The organism is Sphingobacterium sp. UBA7631, assembly GCF_002483935.1.
In the GTDB taxonomy this organism is placed as follows: Bacteria; Bacteroidota; Bacteroidia; order Sphingobacteriales; family Sphingobacteriaceae; genus Sphingobacterium; species Sphingobacterium multivorum.
This window is the reverse complement of sequence record NZ_DLIX01000007.1, coordinates 234232-256362: the sequence shown is the minus strand read 5'-3', so window position 1 is coordinate 256362 and position 22131 is coordinate 234232. Positions and strand designations below refer to the sequence as shown.

Here is a 22131-nt window from a genome sequence, read left to right as displayed (position 1 = left end):
ACTTAGCATCTAGCCGCCCTACATCTATTAAAAACAAAAAGGTGTCCAGCAATGGACACCTTTTCTGTTATAGCGATTCGACTATATTAATTTTTTAAGTAGGGTGTTCCAACCAGCCAAGTCATTCAATATTTTTTCAAGATCGGCAATGGCAACACGTTCCTGTGCCATCGTATCACGGTGACGGATGGTAACGGTGTTGTCTTCTAGCGAATCGTAATCGACTGTGATACAGATTGGTGTTCCGATTGCGTCCTGACGACGGTAACGTTTTCCAATAGCATCTTTTTCGTCATATTGGACGTTGTAATCCAATTTTAGCGTATTTAGGATCTCGCGAGCTTTTTCTGGTAAACCATCTTTTTTGGTCAATGGTAAAATTGCCGCTTTTACCGGTGCCAACGCTGGTGGAAATTTCAATACAACACGAGAATCTTGTTTTTCTGCTGTAGAAAGATCTTCCGTTACCAGAGCGTTACATAATACAGTCAAGAAAAGTCGGTCCAATCCAATTGAAGTTTCAATGACATACGGAATATAGTTTTGATTGATTTCAGGATCAAAATATTGCATTTTCTTTTTAGAAAATTCCTGATGTTGTTTCAAGTCAAAATCTGTACGCGAGTGGATACCTTCAACTTCTTTGAATCCGAATGGAAAGTTGAATTCAATATCAACTGCAGCATTTGCGTAATGTGCTAATTTATCGTGGTCGTGGTAACGATAGTTTGAAGGATCGAAACCCAATGCTAAATGCCATTTCAAGCGTGTCTCTTTCCATTTGTTATACCATTCCAATTCAGTACCCGGGCGGCAGAAAAATTGCATTTCCATTTGCTCGAATTCGCGCATACGCATGATAAACTGACGGGCAATTACTTCGTTACGGAAAGCTTTACCAATTTGGGCTATACCAAAAGGTATTTTCATGCGTCCTGTCTTTTGAACATTCAGAAAGTTGACGAAAATACCTTGTGCCGTTTCAGGACGAAGGTAAACCTGATCTGCTCCATCTGCCATAGCGCCCATCTGAGTGGCAAACATCAAATTAAATTGACGTACTTCAGTCCAATTTTTGGTACCTGAAACCGGACACACGATATTATGTTCTTCAATGATGGTTTTTAGGCCAGCTAAATCGTCAGCATTCAATGCGGTATTCAAAGCGTCTAATAGGGCAGCAGCTTCTGCTGTCTTACCGTCTGCTTCATAACGTGCAATCTTGTCTTCGATCAATTGATCGGCACGGTAACGTTTTTTTGAATCCTTATTGTCGATCATTGGATCGTTAAAACCATCAACGTGACCCGATGCTTTCCATGTTGTCGGGTGCATGAAAATTGCTGCATCAATACCAACAATGTTTTCGTGCAATTGCACCATGGATTTCCACCAATAAGTCTTTAGGTTGTTTTTTAATTCCGAACCTAATTGACCGTAATCGTAGACGGCACTTAATCCGTCATATATTTCGCTCGATTGAAATACAAAACCGTATTCCTTCGCGTGTGATACTACACTTTTGAAAAAGTCGTCTGTCTGTTTGCTCATAAGTGGCAAATATAGATATTAGTATTTAGATTTTAGATATAAGATTCTTGATAAGAGGTATTCTTTAAATGCCTAAATCACGGATCTGCTGGGACGCATTTTTGTTATCTACTTTTTTGATGATATGTTGGATAATGCCATCTGCATCAATCACAAAAGTGGTGCGTGCTGTGCCCATATACTTTTTGCCATACATGTTTTTCTCAACCCATACGCCATAGGCCTCGACAAGGCTCTTGTCTTCATCTACAAGCAATTGAAAAGGTAGCTCATGCTTACTGATGAATTTTTGATGCGACTTCTCCCCATCTATACTTACACCGATGATTTCAAAACCATCTTTTTTCAAAGACTGATAGTTGTCCCTGAAATTGCAGGCCTCCGTGGTGCAGCCTGGTGTATTGTCTTTTGGATAAAAATATAAAATAACTTTTTTCCCTTTAAAATCTGAAAGATGGACTGTTTCACCATGTTGATTTTTTGCACTGAAATCCGGTGCTTTCTGTCCTATTTCTAGTGTTGCCATATTATCTTGTATTTAGTCATTAAGATACGATTAATCTCTTGAAACCGCTGATTTATCACCCAAAATCAGGTGTTTACCTTGTAAAAGAAGCTTCGTATGTCTTTAAATTTCCTTTGTTGTCTTTCACTTCGAGTTTAAACTCATGTCGGCCACTGCTTAAGTCGGGTTCGAAGTCATGCCAAATATGTCTTGTTTTCGGGTCATATTTCATCAAAGCCCATTTCCCATCAATGTAAGCATTAAAAGTATCTATTCCAGAGAGATTGTCACTGATTGTAAAGTCAATGGATTGCTGTCCGCTCACATTCTTTCCGTCGGTCAGGTTACGTGCTACAATATTCGGTGCAATGGTGTCAACAGCAACATAAAAACCGCCAAATTCGCGTACATTGGCCACCACCCAACCGTTCTCATATTTACCGCCCTGTGCTCCACCATCGGAAGAAACAATCAAAGCTTTGTCATAAAGATTTTCAGATAAGCTGTAGTCTGGTTTGATCATGAGCTTGTAGTATCCGAAGACCGGTGTATAAGCATTGTGGATATAGTGCATTGCCGAGTAGCCTTTTGCAGGTTTTGCTCCTTGTGAATAATTGAAGTAAAGATCGTCGTACAATACATTTTTACCCATATAAACACGCGCATTCTCTGCTTCGTATTTGTTCTCGTCTGCGTAGTGGAACATTTTTAAGCCGGCAGCATTGGCGCGACTGATCGAAAGCGAAGGGTTATTTTGCACCTTAAAATTCAATTCGCTCGTATTCCCTTGAGCATCCTTGACGACATATTTTACCTCATGGACCTCATTGTCTTTCAATTCGATTTTCCCCAGGTTGTCCAGGTGTTTATAGATGTTGATCGGATTGTTTGGATCTTTAAAACTTTTCTGAACCCGTACACCGGATTTTTTTAAGTAGGGGTAGTCTACGTAAGACTGGATCGCACGGGTCTGATCAAAAGGGATTGATTCAAACAGCACCGTACTGATGTTTTTGTTGTCCAAAAAAAGTTCGATCGAGTAGACACCATACGTAAATGAGATACCACTGCGTTTATCTACCGTGTTAATGCCTAATCCGAAGGTGCCGTTCACAGAGATAGGGGCGTTTGTTGCTAAACTATAATTGCCGCTACCAACGGACTTAATAGTTTGATGCCTGCGGGGTGTATTTTCATCAAACAGTTCGGAGCCTAAATCATAGACTGTCATGCCGCGAATGATCGGCTTGACACCATCCGGAAAGAGTAGTCCAAACAATTGGGGATTGAGTGGCAGTTGTGCCTTTGTATCGCGGATTTCAAAATGAAGATGCGGACCGGCAGAGCCGCCGGTATTGCCCGAATTTGCAATAAACTCACCTTTTTTTACAGGAACCTGATTTGGTTTCAGGAATACATCTACATCAAAACGTTTTTGCTTGTACTGCTCATCTTTGACGATTTTAGCAAGGTCCGAATTGAAACTTTCCAAGTGCATGTACACCGAGGTGTAACCATTGGGGTGATCAATATAAACATAATTACCACCACCGCCTATTTGTACCCTGACACGGGATACAAAACCTTCCGCGGCTGCATGCACCGGAATATTGATGCGTTGTTGTGTCCGATAATCGTCCCCACCATGGAAATGTGTTGCCCGCAATTCGCCGAATGATCCCGAAGCCTGTGGAGCAATGTCCATCGGACGTACAAAATAGTTTTGTGGATAACTGCGGCTTTTGATAATATCTTGTCCCTGGCTTAGACCTGTTATGCAGGTTAGCAGAGAGAGCAATGCTGTCGTTTTTTTTATCATGCTATTTCCCCTACTATTTAATTTTACAGCTAAACATTTTCTGGTCGCCGATGAAACCTTCCAATAAATCGCCGATGGCTACAGAGCCAACGCCAACAGGCGTGCCCGTGTAAATAAGATCCCCTTTGCGGAGGGTAATAAATTTGGAGGTATACACAATCAGATCTTCGTAGGAGAAAATCATGTCCTTGGTATTTCCCTGCTGAACTGTTTGCCCATTTTGCTGCAGGGAGAAATCAATCGAATTCACATCTGTTAGCTCCTCTTTAGGGATCAAGTTGCTGATTACTGCGGAATGGTCAAATGCTTTTGCCAATTCCCAGGGAAGGCTTTTTGCTTTTAGTTCTTGCTGTACATCCCGCGCTGTGAAATCAATTCCCAAACCGACGGCATCAAAGTATGTTGATGCAAATTTTGGTGTGACATGTTTTCCCTCTTTACAGATCCGGAGGACAACTTCGGTTTCGAACTGAATATTTTTGGAGAATTCCGGGTAGTAGAAATCTTTGTTATCCTTTAATACCGCAGTATCGGGTTTTAAAAATATAATGGGGTTTTCAGGGACTGGATTATTGAGTTCTTTCGCGTGGTCGATGTAATTGCGACCGATTGCAATTATTTTCATGATATAAATTTTTTAGGCAATGAAGCTTCCAGATTTCTTGCGAATTCATGAGCTCGGTTTTCATTGCGTGTACGTTTGAGGCGGTATTCGAAAGTACTATATGCTATTCGTGAGGGAACTACACTAGGCCGGAATGCGCTATCCTAACGAACGTCATGTGAGGAACGATATGGCTATCTTCTAAAAGCTTGTCGTGCATCCCTACTCGGTATACCCTAGTTTTCCTTTACCACAACAAACTTAATAAATGTCCAAGGCTTATCCAAAAATGAAGGAAAACAACAACATCTGTACCTACTACCAAAGCAAGCTTTTATATAGGGTTTAGTTTTCAAAAATGCCATTGATGTGGATGTCGAAAATAAACCAGTTATTAGTATGGAAAAAGTGCAGGTATTTGTCGGGGATCTCGTGTCTCCCGAAGGTGTTCAGGCTCGTTGGGAAGACGGTCTGCTGAAATTATCCTGGATACCGAATCCAAAATACAGGGATAGCATGTTTAAATTAAATCTGGCCTTAGTCAGTTTAGATAGGGAGGGCGACCTCAAAATGGCCGTAGCGGATGCGGCGCAAGGGGAATGTACGGTTGATATCGCGACATTTAGAAAGGATAAATTTGAATATCATGTCTACATCGGTTTTTGGGATACCTATCATGGTACATTCTCAAATTCGACCTATTGCGGTGTCATTTAATAGGATAATTCAGTCTACTTGTGTATCTTTAACACTATGAATAAAATACAGGCGGTATTGTTCGATCTGGATGGTACGTTAATTGATTCGGAATATTTCTATTTCAAAAATTGGGCACCTATATTAAAACAGGAATTTAACCTTCTGATCAACTATGAAGATTGGATTCGCGATTTTGCTGGACATACTTTAGCACATAATGTTAAGCGTCTTACCGAGGACTATGGCTACGACGTGACGGAAGAACATATGTGGAAGCGTACACGTGCGGCTTATGCCGATTCTAACATGAGCGATATTGAATTAATGCCTGGAGCGCGAGAAATTTTAGCTTTTTTGAAAGCAGAAGATATCCGTATTGGGCTTGTGACTTCGAGTTATAGAAGCACAGTCGATACTGTTTTGGGCAAGCACGAGCTCTTGGATTATTTTGAGTTTTTTGTCACGCGAGAGTGTGTGGAGTTGCCAAAACCCAATCCGGAACCTTATCGTTTGGCATTGACAAATCTGGATCTACCAGCTGACTGCTGTGTGGCTATTGAGGATACATCGACAGGAAGTACATCGGCGTTGGGAGCAGGGACGCAGTTGATTGCAGTTACGAAACAGGAGGTGGAACGTGCTAGACTAACAGCTGTTGATAACATTGTGGAAAACTTGTCTGAGGCAAAAGCCCTGTTGGCGCAATGGATTTAAGGGTTGTAAAATAATTTAATCGTTTTAGCATTTGTATTTTTATTCGGATATATGTAATATTACCGAATTGTAAAGGGAACTCTGATTATGAACCGTAGAACCGCAATAAAGCAATTTTTCATAATAGCTGGCGGACTGACAATTTTGTCGTCCTGTCTGAATGATGGAGGTGCATCAATTGTATTGAATAAGCTGAAGATTTCGGCAGAAGATGAGCAATTTTTGGGCGATCTGGCTGACATCCTGATTCCGAAATCGGATACACCAGGAGGGAAGGATCTGAACTTACATCTTTTCGTCATTAAAATGGTCGATGACTGTGAGTCGCCAGAAAATCAGGCTAAATTTGTCGCTGGTTTCAATAAATTGAGAAAACAGTTGAATTTAAAAAATAGCAAAGAGACGGAGACCACTTTGGCGGGGTTAAAAGACAAAACCGACGAGAAGGCTTTTTTTGAGACCTTCAAATCGCGTGCAATTCAGGGGTATATGAACTCAGAATACGTGATGAAGAATAAGGTGATCTATAAACTTATTCCGGGTCCGTACAATGGTGCGGTAAAAGTTAAGGCATAAATAGCACATGGCAAATCTAAATATTGACAGTGAAAAAAACAGAACCTACGATGCAATCGTGATCGGTTCGGGAATTAGTGGCGGTTGGTCCGCAAAAGAGTTGTGCGAGAAGGGATTGAAAACATTGGTTTTGGAACGTGGACGTGATGTACAACATATCAAGGATTACCCGACCACCAATATGATGCCTTGGGAGTTTGAACATCGGAACGAAATGCCTTTCAAAGTAAAAGAAGAGAATCCGATTGTCAGCAAATGTTATGCATTCCATGAAGATGCGGCCCATTTTTTCGTAAAAGACAAGGAACATCCTTATATTCAGGAGAAACCTTTTGACTGGATCAGAGGCTATCAGGTTGGCGGCAAGTCGTTATTATGGGCGAGACAAACGCAACGTTGGTCTGACTTTGATTTCGAAGGGCCGGCTAGAGATGGTTTTGCAGTAGATTGGCCCATCCGTTATGCTGATTTAGCCCCTTGGTACGCTTATGTCGAAAAATTTGCCGGTATTGCAGGAAATCACGATGGACTTCCTGAATTGCCGGACGGCGAGTTTTTGCCAGGCTACCCATTAAATATTGTCGAGAAGTATTTTAAAGAAAGCGTCCAAAAGAAATTTCCGGAGCGCAAAGTTATTTCAGCACGTTGTGCACACTTATCCAAACCAAATCAGATTCACATCGAACAAGGACGTGTACAGTGTCAGAATCGCGTACTGTGTCAACGAGGATGTCCTTTTGGTGGATATTTTAGTTCCAATGCAACGACAATCCCTTGGGCTGCGAAGACCGGGAATATGACCTTACGTCCATTTTCGGTTGTTCATTCAATCCTCTATGATGAACAAAAAGGAAAGGCAGTGGGTGTACGTGTTATTGATACCAATACAAAAGAGGAAATTGATTTTTATGCCAAGTTGATTTTTGTCAATGCGGCGGCAATCAATACGAATTTAATCTTATTGAATTCTAAATCCAACCGTTTTCCAAATGGTTTGGGCAATGATAGTGGTGTGTTAGGAAAATATGTTGCCTTTCACAACTATAGTGCACGCATTTACGCGGAGTATGAAGGGATGTTGGATTTTACGGCCGAAGGGCGGAATCCCGCAGGTGGAGGGTATATTCCACGCTTCAGAAACTTGCACAAACAGGAAACGGACTTTTTAAGAGGCTATGCCGCAGGCTTCGGTGCTTCACGTAGTAAAGAATCTGATCGTTCGGGTTTAGGGTTAGATCTGAAGAACAATTTGTTGAATCCTAAATTAGGTGTTTGGCAGGTTGGATCTCACATGATGGGTGAAACAATACCAAAAGAATCGGGAATGGTTTCATTGGATAGCAGTAAGAAAGATGACTGGGGTATTCCGTTGTTAAAAATTGCTGTCGATTATGATGAGAACGATGAAAAAATGAAAAAGGATTACATTGCCGTCATGACGGAGATGTTTACGGATGCTGGTTTCACAAACATTCGCCCGGATACACACTGGCAGGCTCCAGGTTTGGATATCCATGAAATGGGCGGAGCACGTATGGGCCACGATCCGAAAACTTCGGTATTGAATAAATGGAATCAGATGCATGCTGTGAAAAATGTTTTTGTCACAGATGGTGCAAGTATGACCTCCACATCAACACAAAATCCTTCATTGACCTATATGGCATTTTCGGCTCGATCTGTCGATTATGCGGTTAGCGAGATGAAGAAGGGAAATATCTAATTTTACCGGGGAAAGGTTTTGAAAATAAATCTTTCCCCAGTAAAATTAAAGTGCTATCTTTCCAAAGAATAGCACGTTAAAACCAAGAAATAATAACCAAAAAGGAAAGATAAAAAGTAATAAACAATTAAAAAACCAAAATAGGGAAACCAAAAAATTTTACAAAAAAAGCAAAAGCGATTTAGCTCAATTTATTATTAACCCTTTGGGTTAATGAGCCCGGAGGTAGTCTAAACCTACTGTTTTCTCTTTTATGTTAAATGAAAGAATGAAAACAAAAAAGGAATTGGATGTACAAATTTTTAAGAGAGCGGATCGATTTTAAAAACATCAATTAAGGGAAACTAAATTAAACTAGACGTTTTAAGCATCTTTTGCTAAAACGTTTTTATAAACCAAATCACTATTAATATGAGCAAAGTTGACGTAAAATCATTTGCGCAGCTTGGGAAAAAATCAAAGTTATTTTTCTCATTGGCTGTCATTGCTGGTACTTTCCAACAAGTCAATGCCGCTGTCGGAACTTCAGTCAATTACGAAGGAAAATCCTTTGTAAAAGAAGTAAACCATGTGCAGCAGCAAGTTAAAGGAAAAGTATTGGATGCTGCTGGAAAACCAATTTCAGGAGTTAACATCGCTGTAAAAGGAACTTCGAAGGGCACACAATCTGATGCCTCGGGTAATTTTACTTTGGATGCTAAATCGGGGGATGTATTGGTGGTTTCTTCCATTGGTTACAAAGCCAAAGAAGTCACTGTTTCCGGTGCAACTGTTTCTGTACAATTGGACGATGATCAAAGCCAATTGGACGAAGTTGTCGTTGTTGGTTACGGTACCATGCGTAAATCGGATGTAACAGGTTCTATTGCGATGGTTAAAGGAGCCGATATGATCAAAGATCAGAATTTTAGTCCGCTGGATAACTTAAGAGGTAAGGCTTCTGGGGTGAATATTTTTTCCAACTCGAGCCAACCAGGTGCTTATGCGAACCGTGTGGTCATTCGTGGTGTGGCTACGATCAATTCATCATCCAATCCACTCTATGTTGTGGACGGGGTTGTGATGGAAGATTTTCAGTTGTTGAATCCGAATGATATCGAGAATATTGAGGTATTGAAAGATGCTTCTTCGGCAGCAATCTACGGTGCACGTGGTGCAAACGGGGTTATCTTAGTAACGACAAAACGTGGAAACAAAGATGGGTCCAAAACAATTAGTTATCAAGGATCTGCTGGTGTGAGCTCGGTTCAACGCTACATGGATGTATTGAATGCACAGGAATGGGTAGATGCCTTTATGATCGGCTTACAAAATGAAAATAAGTATCAGGGGAAATCCTGGTCTTTGGATAAAAAGACCTGGTTTAATGATGCCAATTATTTCGATGCCAATGGTAATCCGCTTTATAATACAGATTGGCAGCGTGAAGCAACTCGTACAGCTATTTCGCATAATCATCAGTTGAATGTACAACAGGGAGATGACAAATCTTCTGTCGGTGCATTTTTGAATTATACCGATCAGCAAGGTGTTGTTAATAACACCTGGAATAAGCGTATCAATGGAAAGCTAGCTTATGACGCCAAACCAACTTCATGGCTTTCTACAGCAATTAACTTAACCGTTAATCATACTTGGGGACGTTATACACCAGAAGATGGTGGTGGACAGGAAGCGCGTCGTACCATGATCGAGATGATTCCTTGGTATCCAGTCTACGAAAAGGACGGTACTTATACCAATTCCTCTTCTTCAAAAGTAGCAGAAACATTGGGTTTTGAAGGTATGTCTAATCCGGTCGCTATTTTAGACAAGCAAAAACGCATGCGTTACAATACGCAGATTTTTGGAAATGCAGCATTGACCTTTCACTTGGCAGAAGGTTTGGACTTAAAAACCCAATTGGGTATTGATAATCATCAGAAGACTTACCGTGGCTATTCTTCTGTAACTCTAAATAATATTTCCAGACCAAATGGTTGGGCGGAAATTAATCACCGTAACACACTTTACTGGCAAGAAGAAACTTACCTGACTTATAATAAAAAAATTGACAAGCATCGGATCAATGCGATGGCAGGTCTCTCGTGGCAGGCACGGACCAATGATTATGATGGAAGTCGTACGACAGGCTTTGCTGACGATTTCTATGAATACAATAATATGGGAGCCGGAACAATCCCTGATCCACCGTATTCAGCATATGACAAGTGGGCAATGAACTCCTATTTTTTACGCGCTAATTATTCGTATGATGACCGTTATTCGGTGGTATTTACAAGCCGTTATGATGGAGCTTCCAAATTTGGTTTAGACAAGAAATACGCTTTCTTCCCATCCGCAGGTTTAGCATGGAATGTGGGAAATGAAGATTTCCTAAAAGGAAATGATAAGATCAGCAATTTGAAACTACATACAAGTTATGGTCTAACAGGTAACTCGGAGATTGATCCGTATAGTTCACTTGCGAATGTTGCTACTGGAACAACTTTACTAAATGGTCAACGAGCAACGTGGTCTTATGTCGAGTCTATCGCAAATCCGGATTTAAAATGGGAGAAAACTGCCCAATATGACGTCGGAGTCGAATTGGGTTTGTTTCAAAATCGATTGAATTTTGATGTCTCTTACTACCATAAAAAGACCAATGACCTCCTATTAGAAGCCCCATTACCTCACTCTTCTGGTTTTAGTTCAGTCTATAAAAATATTGGATCTGTAAAGAACCAAGGTTTGGATTTGATGATCAATGGAACCATCTTCAATCACGAAGATTTTAGTTGGAAAGCATCCTTAAATGCCAACTATAACCAAAACAAAGTCGTAAAACTTGGTGAGAATAATGAAGATATCCAAATGAACTTTTGGGTAGGTGGTGCCAATAGTATTATTCGTGTGGGCGAGAACCTGAATAGCTTCTATGGCTACCGTCGGCTAGGTGTATATACACAGGCGGATGTCGATGCCGGCAATGCAACGACAAGTCAGATTGGACGTGCGAAGAGATCGGCAGAGAAAGAGATCATAGGAAAAGGGTTGCCAGATTGGACCGGTAGTTTTATCAATAACTTACGCTACAAAAACTTCGATTTTACGTTGGATATGCAGTTTGTAAAGGGGGTAGATGTAATGCAACAGTTCTTCCATTCGACCTACGACCGTTTTGGTATTACCAATGGTTTGAAGAATATCCTGACAGATGCGTATAATGGCTCGAATCCGAATACGATGCAACAGGCTATCTATCTAACGAATGGTGGACATGCTGGACAAGATACGAACGTAGACGATGCTTGGGTAGCTGATGGGTCTTACCTTCGTGTCAATTTGATCCAGTTGGGATACACCTTTAATCCTGACGTGCTGAAACGTGTCGGTATGTCTAGATTACGTGTTTATGCATCTGCGAATAATCCATTCTTATTTACATCGAAGGAGTTCTTAGGTTATGATCCCGAAAGTACTTCTCAAGGAGAAAGTAAGTTCGGTCAGAACATGACTTTCTTCTCTTATCCTAGAGCGAAAACTTTTTCTGTAGGTGTGAATGTAACCTTTTAACTCTTAGAATTTAACAAAATGAAGAATAAATTATGTATGTTGTTATTGGCCGGGTTGGCATTGACAACTTCTTGTAATAAATTTTTGGAAGAAGACCCCAAATCAGGGGTTGTTTTGGGAAGCTTTTATAAAACTGAGTCTCAGGCTAGAGAGAATGTCAATTATCTGTACCGTAATGGTGCACCTCAACGTTATTCATACGCGTCAAGCGCTTACCTCGGCCCCACAGCTTCTATCAATTCCATGTTGACGGGCTATTTTACAAGCAGCTATGAAGGACAAGAACGGATCTGTTTATTTGCCAGAGAATTGACTCGTCAAAGCAATACCAGTATCATCTCCAACACAATGAATACCATTTGGGATGAAAGCTATAAGGCAATCAACGTATCCAATGCCGCTATCCAATACATTCCTCAAATCAACATGGCGGATGCTGTTAAGAATAGCTTGGTTGGAGAAGCAAAGTTCTTTCGCGCATTTAACTATTTTTATCTGGTAAAGACTTTTGGTGCTATCCCTTTTTATACGACGCCAAATGAGTCTTTAAAAGACAATCTATACTTGGAACGTACGGATGCTGCGAAAGTATATGAATTAATTGAGTCCGATTTGAAGTCTGCTGTGGAACTCCTTCCTGCTGCAACATTTGCTGCAAATGGACACCGGATAACCAAATACGCGGCGGCAATGACTTTGGCCAATGTTTACCTACAACAGGGTAAATATGCTGATGCTGCAGCGGCAGCAAAGATTGTCATTGGCTCAGGTCATAGTATGACCACAAACACCAATCTTGGGATGAATAGTGCCTATAATAAATTACGTACGACGGATGATCTGGATGAAGTAATTTATGCACAGGAGTATAATGCGACTATCCGCGATGGTAGCTGGTGGCCAACTTATGCTTTCAATTCGTCAGCCGTATCGTTATTTACATCCTATTCGATCTTTGAAAGAATCTATGGACCAACCAAACAATTTTTGAATGTCTACGAGAGCAAGGATCTTCGTATCCAGCCGAATCAGTTCTATCATTGGAAGTATACGAATCCAAAAAATGGAAAAGTGTGGGAATCAACGGATGCGGGAATATGGTATTTTGTGGATGAAGAGGCGCTATTGACAACAGGAAAAGCAACTAAAGACTGGAACTTCTATCGTTACCCTGAAGCTTTGCTTATCGCTGCAGAAGGAATTGCCAAAACATCTGGCGTGAGTGCTGAGGCTGCAGGTTATTTAGCTCAGGTAAAAGCACGTGCCAATACCGAAGGGAAATCAGTAGCTGCGTATACAGCCGAATTACTAACCTTATCAGCAGACAATTTTGTGAAAGAATGCTGGAAAGAGCGTCTCCGCGAGTTCCCGTTGGAATTTAAAATGTGGGACGATATTGTTAGAACGAAAATGTTCCCTGTAATTTCAACGACTGAGGCTGGTAAAGTCGATTTCGTACCATTGATTGGAGCTAAGAACGGATCTGGTGCAACATTCAAAGAAACAGACTTATTATGGCCGATTTCTCCGGATGAAATTCAGCGAAATAATAAGTTGACACAAAATGCAGGCTATCAATAGTCTTCAAAATCTGAGTTTAAAATGGCCATCAATCGATGGCCATTTTTTTTTATAAAAAACGCCTAACGCAATGGAATCTAGTGACAATAAACGGGGAAATTAGGTGTTTAGGTAACATCTATAGCGATACTGTTTAAAATTTTAAAAAAACCTTTTCCCTTTAAAATTAAAATCCTATCTTGAATCCACAATCAAACACTTAAACTAAAAACAATAACCAAAAAGAGAAAAATCAACAAACATATAATTTAGATAAAATCACATTCGCTTTTTTTTCTTTAAATAGCAAAACCGCTTTTGCTTTGTTTTTTACACTGATTATATGCTGAGTTGTTCCAGCTTAGGTGCATTTTTATGTTTTTTTTAATAATAAATAATTAATAGGCTGCCAGATTTAATCTATTACGATAGAGATGGGGATCAGGTATTCCTATTAATTATTGAAGATGATACTAATTAAACATGATCGTCTTAGCTTATCAAAGCTAAAACGTTTTATAAACCAAAATCACTAGTTATATGAGCAGAATCGATTTAGAATCATTTGCCCGCTTAACGAAAAATACCAAGCTGTTTTTTTCGTTGGCTATTATCGCTGGGACGATACATCAGGCAAATGCACATGTCATCACCAAGGGGGAAGACCCAAAAGAGACCATTACCCATAAGGTCACTAAGCTTCAGGATTTAATTAAGGGAAAGGTACAGGACGCAAAGACTGGAGAAGGGGTCTCCGGCGTTTCGGTTACCGTCAAGGGATCCGCAAAAGGTACAACATCGGATGGACAGGGTAATTTTGCCCTGCAAGCCAAGATAGGAGATGTCCTGGTCGTGTCGTCCATCGGTTATCGAACAAACGAAGTCAAAGTAATCGGAAATGCCCCGATTGATATTCGACTATCCGCGACAGAAGACCAATTGGAGGAGGTTATTGTCGTAGGTTATGGTACACAAAAGAAAAGTGAAGTGACTTCAGCAGTGGCCTCTGTAAAAGAAAAGGATTTCAATCAAGGGGGTATGCGCAACCCAATGGATCTGGTGCAAGGTAAAGTTGCCGGGCTAAACGTGACGAGAACCCAGGGCAGCAATCCAAATGCTGGTTCGGATATCCAATTGCGGGGGATGGCTTCCATGAAAGGTGGCAACTCCCCGCTGATTGTCATTGATGGTATTCCTGGTGGAAATCTAGATTTGATCAAGCAAGGAGATATTGAATCCATTGATGTTTTAAAGGACGGATCTGCCGCCGCTATTTATGGGACGCGTGGTAATGGTGGTGTAATTTTAGTGACCACTAAAAAAGGCAAATCCGGAGAGCCGCGATTTGAATATTATACCTATGGTCAACATGAGTCTGTGGCAAAGAAACCTTCCATGCTGAATGCACAGCAATTTAGAGACTATGTGGTCAAGGGGCAGAATAAACCGGATCTTGACCTGGGTGCATCAACGGATTTATACGATGAATTGATCAATAAAGGTAATTTTTCAACATTCCATAATTTTGTTGCCAGCGGTGGTGGCGATAAATCCAACTACCGTGCTTCAATTAACTATGAAAATGCCGAAGGTATTGCTAAACAGAATGGACGTCAGCAATTCGGCGGTCGTGTCAATTTTTCGCAAACTGGATTAAAAGATCGATTGACTTTCTCCGGTAATATTGCGGCCAATTTCAATAAAGCAGATCTTTTAGGTGGAAAAACGGAATATTTCGAACAGGCAATCCAGCGCAATCCAACTGCTCCGTTATACAATCCTGATGGGAGTTTTTACCAAACCCAAGGTTATAATAATTTTAATCCGCTGGACCGTATGGCCAACCGTGTAGATCAACGCAATCAGGAAACATTCTCAGGAGATGCGCGTATGAAACTCAAGATTATAGAACCATTGAGCATCTCAGCTTTCGGATCCTATCTTAGAAATAATTGGAACGATCGTCAATATCGGTCGATCAAAGATTGGGACCAACGCCAAAATTCTGAGTATCAGGGTATGGGCTATGCCTGGAAAAGAAATGAATTAAATTGGTCCAAGACCTTTGAAACAACCATTGATTACAACCAGACATTCAATGAAAAGCATAATATAACGGGTTTACTCGGTTACAGTTTTCAATATAATGGTTATGAGCGGTTTGAGATGTCCAATAATGGCTTTACAACAGATGCTTTTCAAGACTGGGACATGGGAAGTGGTACAGCTCTGACAAATACCAAATTGCCAAGACCATCGATGGGCTCATTTAAGGAAGACAATAAACTGATTGCTTTTTTTGGACGGGTAAATTATAATTATGACCAAAAGTACTTTGTGAGTGCAATTCTGCGTCGGGAGGGCTCCTCACGATTTGGAGCTAATCATAAATGGGGTAATTTCCCAGCGATTTCTGCGGGATGGACCATTACCAACGAAGACTTTTTCTCCAATAAAGACCTTGTCAACAACCTGAAGCTCCGTGTGGGGTATGGGGTAACCGGTAATCAGGGCTTCCCAAATTACAATTCGTTGATCTTATTGGGAACAGGCGGGGTGTATCCACAGGATGGCATCTATTATCAAACGTATGGACCGACACAGAACCCCAATCCAGACTTAAAATGGGAACAAAAAGCCGAATTGAATATCGGGCTTGATTTTGGTTTGTGGAATAACCGACTAACAGGATCTCTGGATGTCTATAATCGTAAAACCAAAGATTTATTATACCAATATAAGGCGCAACAGCCAGCCTATGTGAGTACAAACATTTGGTACAATGTAGGCGAGGTTTCGAATAAAGGTGTTGAATTGCAATTGTCTGGAGTTCCAATTCAAAAAGAAGATTTTAAATGGACGGTGGATTTTGCCGGAAGTTATCAAAAGAATAAACTCGTTACCATGTCCAATGATATTTTTAAAAGTAATTGGATGACTTTTGGCGGTCTGCCTTCTCCTGGTAATCTTGGAGATGCCATTCGTCTTGAAGAAGGCGGTGAAATTGGTTCCTTCTATGGAAAACGCTATGCGGGTCTGAATGATGCTGGAGAATGGCTCTTCTATAAAGCCGACGGTTCCAAGGCTACCATTGCCGATATAAATGATAATGATCGCGCCTATATTGGAAATGGTGTTCCCAAATTCAATGCGTCGCTAGGTAACCGGTTTGCCTATAAGGGCTTCGATCTGACCGTGTTTTTCAGAGGTAAATTTAAGTATGATATCTTAAATACAGCGGATATGTTCTTTGGTAATCAAAAATGGTTGCCTAATAATGTATTTGAAAGTGCTTTTACCAAACATGCCGATCTTAAACAGGATCCACAATATTCTGATTACTATCTCGAGAACGGAAGCTTTGTGAAGCTGGATAATATTACATTGGGATACAACTTTAAATTAAAAACTGATTATATCAAAAGTCTATATGTATATGCGACAGGAAGAAATATCGTGACAATGACCAAATATACGGGGATTGATCCAGAGTTGCAGGACACAGGTTTTGAAGCAGGGATTGATTCGCGCAGTTTCTATCCAAGAACAAGATCTTGGACAATTGGTTTAAATGTTGGATTTTAAAATAGTAAGGTTATGAAAAAAACAAATAAATATTTATTCGCCATCCTGAGCACTGTTATCTTAGGTCTCTCTTTTTCTTCCTGCACCAAGTTGGATGAGACAGTGTATAGTCAGATCAAAGATGATAATTTTTACAAAAATAAACGGGAAGTTATGCAAGCTGCGCTCCGCCCTTTTACGCATATGCAGGCCTGGCTTGCACCCACAGGCGGAAATGGCTTTTATTATCATTCCGAATTAAGTGCCGATCAGGTGGCTTGGCCACAAAAGGGACGCCATGGATATGACGGTGGAGATCATATCCGGCAGCACTATCACACCTGGACAAGCAATGAAAGCCGAATGCGTGGGGCCTGGGAGTTGATGTGGGGCGGCGTTGGCTATGTCAATAATGCTATTCAGGATATTGAGAAACTTGATATCACTAAAATCGCCGATCTGACGGAGGATGAGCGCACGCAAATACTTGTGCAATTAAAAGTAATGCGGGCATTTCACTACATTAAGATAATGGATCTTTGGGGCAACGTTCCTATCGTGACAAAGGTAGCCGATCCAATTAACCCTGAAACCAGGCCGAGAACAGAGGTCTTTGCATTTGTACAGAAGGAGCTGGAAGAAAATGTAGGAAAATTACCTAAAACTTCAGCAAGTAACATTGGTCAAGTGTCTATGGCTGCTGGTTATGCCATGCTGGCTGAACTCTATCTTAATGCAGAAAAATGGTCGGGTAAAGCGATGAATGATGAATGTATCGCTGCATGTGACAAAATCATTTCTGGGCAAGCTGGCGGCATCGGGGGGGCTCCTAAATTGAGCCCTGATTTGAATGCATTGTTCAGTAATACCAATTCGGCGAATCCCGAATCGCTATTTCAATTTCAGTACAGCCGGCAGGCGGGTTTTACATTTGACTGGTCGGGATTCTATATGAGCTACGACTATATGAAGGAAGTGCTCAAAGTTGGCTACGGTGGATGGAATGCATTTGTTGTTATTCCTACTGCATTTAGTGCGTATGCTGAAAATGATTTGCGGAAGAAAGAATGGTTTTTGTTTGGACCACAATATAAATATGGGACGACTACACCTGTATTGGGAACGGAAGAGTATTCAGGTAAACCACTGGTGTTTGTCAACTCAATTCGCAGAGAAAGCGAAGGTGATAAGACTTCAGAAGGTGGTATGACAAAAGGAGAGGAGAATTCTGGAGCTCGTTTTAATAAATATAAATCAGGTACCTTAGACGATGCCAACTATTGGGAGAACGATTATATTATTTATCGTTTAACGGAGATTTATTTTGATAAAGCCGAAGCATTGATGCGCAAGAATGGAGGTAAAGCCAGCAGTGAGGCGGTTGAATTGGTCAATGAATCCAGAAAAAGGGCATTCAGCACAGCCGATTGGCCTGCGGCACAGTACACGATAGCTACATTGACATTGGAGGAGCTATTGGCGGAACGGGGACGCGAATTTATTTTTGAAGGAAAGCGCCGGACAGATTTAATCCGATTTGGGAAATATATATCCGGATCTTGGTGGGATCATAAAGCGACGAACGATAAGAATAAAGAACTTTATGCGGTACCGATGGATCAATTGGCTATTAATCCCAATTTAAAACAAAACCCTGGATATTAATGTTCGGGAATAGTAGATGCCCATGCGGGTGTCTACTATTCCTTTACCTAAAACATATGAAAAGATATTTTACGTTGTTTCTTCTGAACTTTATCGGTGCAATCTTATTTGCACAGAAAAATAATTTTCAAAACTATGCTGTCCAAACTTTAGATAGCATCTATAGCAAGTTTGGAAATACCAAGAATCAGCTCTTGGCTGAAAAATATCCCTTTGATGAAAACTTTAAAGCTGATTATCTGGATAATAATCAACAGGCCGAGCAGCAAAAGAAATATGCTTATCTATGGCCTTTCTCGGGTAGTTTCTCGGCTGTAAATGCCTTGATGGAATTGCCAAAAACAAAAAAGGCATTTCAGTTCATACTCGACAAAAAAGTCCTGGTTGGGCTACAGGAATATAGGGATGAAAGTCGGTCGCCGGTTGGTTATGCTTCTTATTTAAATACAGCTCCTCCCTCGGATCGTTTTTATGACGATAATATCTGGTTGGGGATCGATTTTACCGATAGCTATATTCATACAAAAAAAACAAACTACCTGACTTCGGCCAAAGAGATCTGGAATTTTGTAAAGAGTGGGGAAGATGATAAATTAGGCGGCGGCGTTTATTGGTGTGAACAGAAAAAGGAATCTAAAAATACCTGTTCGAATGCACCAGCAAGTGTATTTGCACTTAAGTTATTTATGGCAACCAATGATAAGTCCTATCTGCAGGAAGGGGAGCGTCTTTATGAATGGACAAAAAGAAATCTTCAGGATCCCGAAGATAAGTTATACTGGGACAATATGCAGCTCAATGGAAAGATTGGAAAAGCTAAGTTTTCGTACAACGCCGGACAAATGTTGCAGGCCGCTGCATTGCTTTATAAGTTAACGAAAAATAAACAGTACCTCGAAGATGCGCAACAGCTGGCTGAGGCCTGTTTAGGCTATTTTTTCGAAACGGATGCGAAATTGAATTTCCCAAAATTGAAAAATAGCAATTTGTGGTTTCATGCCGTAATGATGCGTGGTTACATAGAGCTCGCTGTAGTGAATGGCGACCAAAAGTACCTCACCGTGTTTGCGAAAAACCTTGAATTTGCCTGGCAGCATATGCGCGATAAAGATGGATTATTTAGTGCAGACTGGACCCTGAAAGATCAGCATAAATCGAAATGGCTGCTCGATCAATGTGCTTTTGTCGAAATGTACGCACGGTTGGCAAAAGCTGGGTATTAAAATCGATGTAAAACGGTATAAGGTTAAGGCGCTGAAAATAATTTTTCAGCGTCTTTTTTTGTTCTGTAACATATTGGTTAGAGAGATTAAATAATGTTTACTTAACATAATAGATGCTGTAAAATTTTTATTTTTGAGTTAGGTCAACTTATTACAAGCGTGACTTGTAAAATATGATCGATAAACCTTGATCTAACATGTGAGCGATTCATTGGATAGGATGGACATCAGGTTATCTATTCTGGATACAAGAAAGCTTGAATAGGTTGCGTACTCATTGGATACCAAGTTATTTTATTATGAAACCATCATGATTTATTCAATCACATTAGGGAATGAATAAATCTGATAGCTTCATCGCAATTGAAAAACTAATTTATACAGATGAAAATTAAAAATCTATTATTACCATTGATCGTACTGGGGCTATCCACAAGTGCTGTGTCGGCACAGAGCAAAAAGATCAAACATGTTGTTTTAGTTGGTTTTGACGGTTTTGGAGCGTATGCTTTACCAAAAGCGGAAATGCCAAATCTTAAAAAAATAATGCAGGAGGGAACCTATAGTACACATGTACGTACCGTTTTACCTTCTTCAAGTGCCGTGAATTGGGCTTCTATGCTCATGGGAGCTGGTCCTACAGCCCATGGATATACAGAGTGGGATAGTAAAACACCTGAGATTCCTTCTACAGCCAAAACAGCAAACGGCATGTTCCCTTCCTTATTTAATGCGGTTGCCAGCAAAAACCCTAAAGCACAGTTTGCAGTGGTACATAGCTGGCCAGGTATAGGTTATTTGATCGATAACAAAGTCGTTCAAAAGGTCATTAATACCAAAGATGATGATGAAGCGGCTTTGAATACCACCGTGGACATTATAAAGAAAGAGAAACCGACCATTACTTTTGTGCATTTCGATCAACCTGATGGTGTAGGGCACAATATTGGACATAATACCCCGGAATACTATGCCGAGCTAAAACAGGTCGACAGACGCATAGGCACTTTGCAGCAGGCGGTAAAAGATGCGGGAATAGCGGATGAAACAATTTTTGTTATTGCTGCGGATCACGGCGGTACCGGAAAAGGACACGGTGGTAAATCGCTGGCGGAGGTGGAGATTCCCTGGGTAATGACCGGACCTGGTGTACCCAAAGGGAAAGAAATTAAGGAAACTCTAATGATTTACGATATCGCACCTACGTTAACATGGTTGCTTGGTGCACCGCTCGATGCCGCTTGGCGCGGAAAGGCGATCAAAGCATTCCAACAATAGTTGTTGCCCGTCAAACAAAAAGCCCCAAAGNNCTTTGGGGCTTTTTGTTTGACAAATTGTCAATATTATATATCTACGACCACATCCATTTTAAAATCATCATCTTTTAGATGAACAATTTCCGTTGCTTTTTCGTAGTTAGTTGATTTCTTGGAGAAGAAGTCATGTTGTGTCGTTTCAGTATTCAATCCATTCAATACGATTGGGTTGACTTGTTTTACTTCGAAGATCGGATCAAAGCCCAAATTCATCAATGCTTTGTTGGCATTGTAACGAACATATTCTTTTACCTCTGCAGTTAAACCAACTTCAGTATAGATCTCTTCTGTATATTTCAGCTCATTTTCATACAAATTGTAAAGCAAGGCCAGGAAACGAGCTTTTACCTGATCTTGATTTTTTAATTTTTTGAATTGATCTTGGGCTATTAATCCAACGAATACACCGTGGATAGATTCGTCTGCGATAATTTTCTTAATGATATCGGCAGAAGCAACCATTTCGCCCTGCCCACATAACCATAATGGCAAGAAGAATCCAGAATAGAATAAGAATGACTCCAATAATACGGATGCAGCCATTGCCATATAAATCTCCTCTTCGGAAGCATCTTCTTTATCGATCGCGCGGTAGTAGCCATCAATCGTTTCTGCTTTGTATTGAAGATATTTATTTTGTTGAACCCATTCGAAAATATCATTGATTTCGGCGGTCGTAGAAACTGTCGTGAAAATGGTGGAATACGATTTTGCATGGATAGCTTCCATCATACACATATACGACAATACCGCTTTATTCTGTAAGGTGTCGATATGATCGATGATTTTAGGCATACCTGTATGGCTTTGAAGGGTATCCAATAGGGTCAATCCTCCTAAAGCTTTTTTATACGCATCTTTCATTTCTGGACTGATACGTTTCCAGCTATCGATATCTTTTGATGGAATGTATTCCGTGTCGATCCAGAATTGACGGATATTTTGTTCCCAGAACATCAATACATAATCGTTCTCAGGGGTATTCCAGTTGACAGCTTTATATGTTTTACTCATTTTTAGTTTAAAGTATTAGGCATTTATTATCACGTATTTG

At 40.5% G+C, this 22131-nt stretch carries 15 protein-coding genes; 10 read left to right on the top strand and 5 right to left on the bottom strand.

Features of this window, described 5'->3' with window-relative positions; translation table 11 throughout:
• Nucleotides 1-81: 81 nt before the first annotated feature.
• The 4 genes from B3P16_RS13055 to B3P16_RS13040 all read right to left on the bottom strand — a co-directional run bounded on the left by B3P16_RS13055 (nt 82) and on the right by B3P16_RS13040 (nt 4500).
• A complete protein-coding gene (locus B3P16_RS13055) occupies nt 82-1551 on the bottom strand; it encodes a glycine--tRNA ligase (protein WP_201640057.1) in 1470 nt (489 codons plus the stop codon).
• Nucleotides 1552-1615: 64 nt separating this feature from the next.
• Entirely contained in the window at nt 1616-2077 is a 462-nt protein-coding gene (gene bcp / locus B3P16_RS13050) for a thioredoxin-dependent thiol peroxidase (RefSeq protein ID WP_286843220.1), read from the bottom strand.
• Between the two features lie 73 nt (nt 2078-2150).
• Nucleotides 2151-3875, bottom strand: a complete 1725-nt coding sequence (locus tag B3P16_RS13045; RefSeq protein ID WP_286843219.1) for a M23 family metallopeptidase — start codon at nt 3873-3875, stop codon at nt 2151-2153.
• A 13-nt stretch (nt 3876-3888) separates the two neighbouring features.
• Nucleotides 3889-4500: a fumarylacetoacetate hydrolase family protein gene (locus tag B3P16_RS13040; RefSeq protein WP_046673709.1), complete on the bottom strand. Its 612-nt coding sequence runs from the start codon at nt 4498-4500 to the stop codon at nt 3889-3891.
• A gap of 378 nt (nt 4501-4878) precedes the next feature.
• On the opposite strand from B3P16_RS13040, the gene B3P16_RS13035 reads away from it, so the two are divergent.
• From B3P16_RS13035 to B3P16_RS12990, 10 genes are all read left to right on the top strand, one after another.
• Nucleotides 4879-5196: a hypothetical protein gene (locus B3P16_RS13035; protein WP_286843217.1), complete on the top strand. Its 318-nt coding sequence runs from the start codon at nt 4879-4881 to the stop codon at nt 5194-5196.
• Between the two features lie 36 nt (nt 5197-5232).
• A complete protein-coding gene (locus tag B3P16_RS13030) occupies nt 5233-5892 on the top strand; it encodes an HAD family hydrolase (RefSeq protein ID WP_046673710.1) in 660 nt (219 codons plus the stop codon).
• Nucleotides 5893-5979: 87 nt separating this feature from the next.
• Nucleotides 5980-6468 (top strand): gluconate 2-dehydrogenase subunit 3 family protein, encoded by a 489-nt coding sequence (locus B3P16_RS13025; protein WP_046673711.1) that lies wholly within the window; start codon nt 5980-5982, stop codon nt 6466-6468.
• Between the two features lie 7 nt (nt 6469-6475).
• A complete protein-coding gene (locus B3P16_RS13020; protein ID WP_046673712.1) occupies nt 6476-8191 on the top strand; it encodes a GMC oxidoreductase in 1716 nt (571 codons plus the stop codon).
• 411 nt (nt 8192-8602) lie between these two features.
• The gene (locus tag B3P16_RS13015) at nt 8603-11749 is read left to right on the top strand and encodes a SusC/RagA family TonB-linked outer membrane protein (protein WP_286843214.1); all 3147 of its coding nucleotides are present in this window, start codon (nt 8603-8605) and stop codon (nt 11747-11749) included.
• Between the two features lie 18 nt (nt 11750-11767).
• Entirely contained in the window at nt 11768-13330 is a 1563-nt protein-coding gene (locus tag B3P16_RS13010) for a RagB/SusD family nutrient uptake outer membrane protein (RefSeq protein WP_046673713.1), read from the top strand.
• A 519-nt stretch (nt 13331-13849) separates the two neighbouring features.
• Nucleotides 13850-16894 (top strand): SusC/RagA family TonB-linked outer membrane protein, encoded by a 3045-nt coding sequence (locus tag B3P16_RS13005; RefSeq protein ID WP_286843213.1) that lies wholly within the window; start codon nt 13850-13852, stop codon nt 16892-16894.
• 12 nt (nt 16895-16906) lie between these two features.
• Nucleotides 16907-18538, top strand: coding sequence for a RagB/SusD family nutrient uptake outer membrane protein (locus tag B3P16_RS13000; protein WP_286843211.1), 1632 nt, complete (start codon nt 16907-16909; stop codon nt 18536-18538).
• Between the two features lie 56 nt (nt 18539-18594).
• Entirely contained in the window at nt 18595-19761 is a 1167-nt protein-coding gene (locus B3P16_RS12995) for a glycoside hydrolase family 76 protein (protein WP_286843209.1), read from the top strand.
• Nucleotides 19762-20145: 384 nt separating this feature from the next.
• A complete protein-coding gene (locus B3P16_RS12990) occupies nt 20146-21039 on the top strand; it encodes an alkaline phosphatase (protein WP_286843207.1) in 894 nt (297 codons plus the stop codon).
• A 65-nt stretch (nt 21040-21104) separates the two neighbouring features.
• Here the strand turns inward: B3P16_RS12990 and nrdF are convergent, their stop codons facing one another.
• Nucleotides 21105-22091, bottom strand: coding sequence for a class 1b ribonucleoside-diphosphate reductase subunit beta (gene nrdF, locus B3P16_RS12985; RefSeq protein WP_046673716.1), 987 nt, complete (start codon nt 22089-22091; stop codon nt 21105-21107).
• Between the last annotated feature and the right edge of the window lie 40 nt (nt 22092-22131).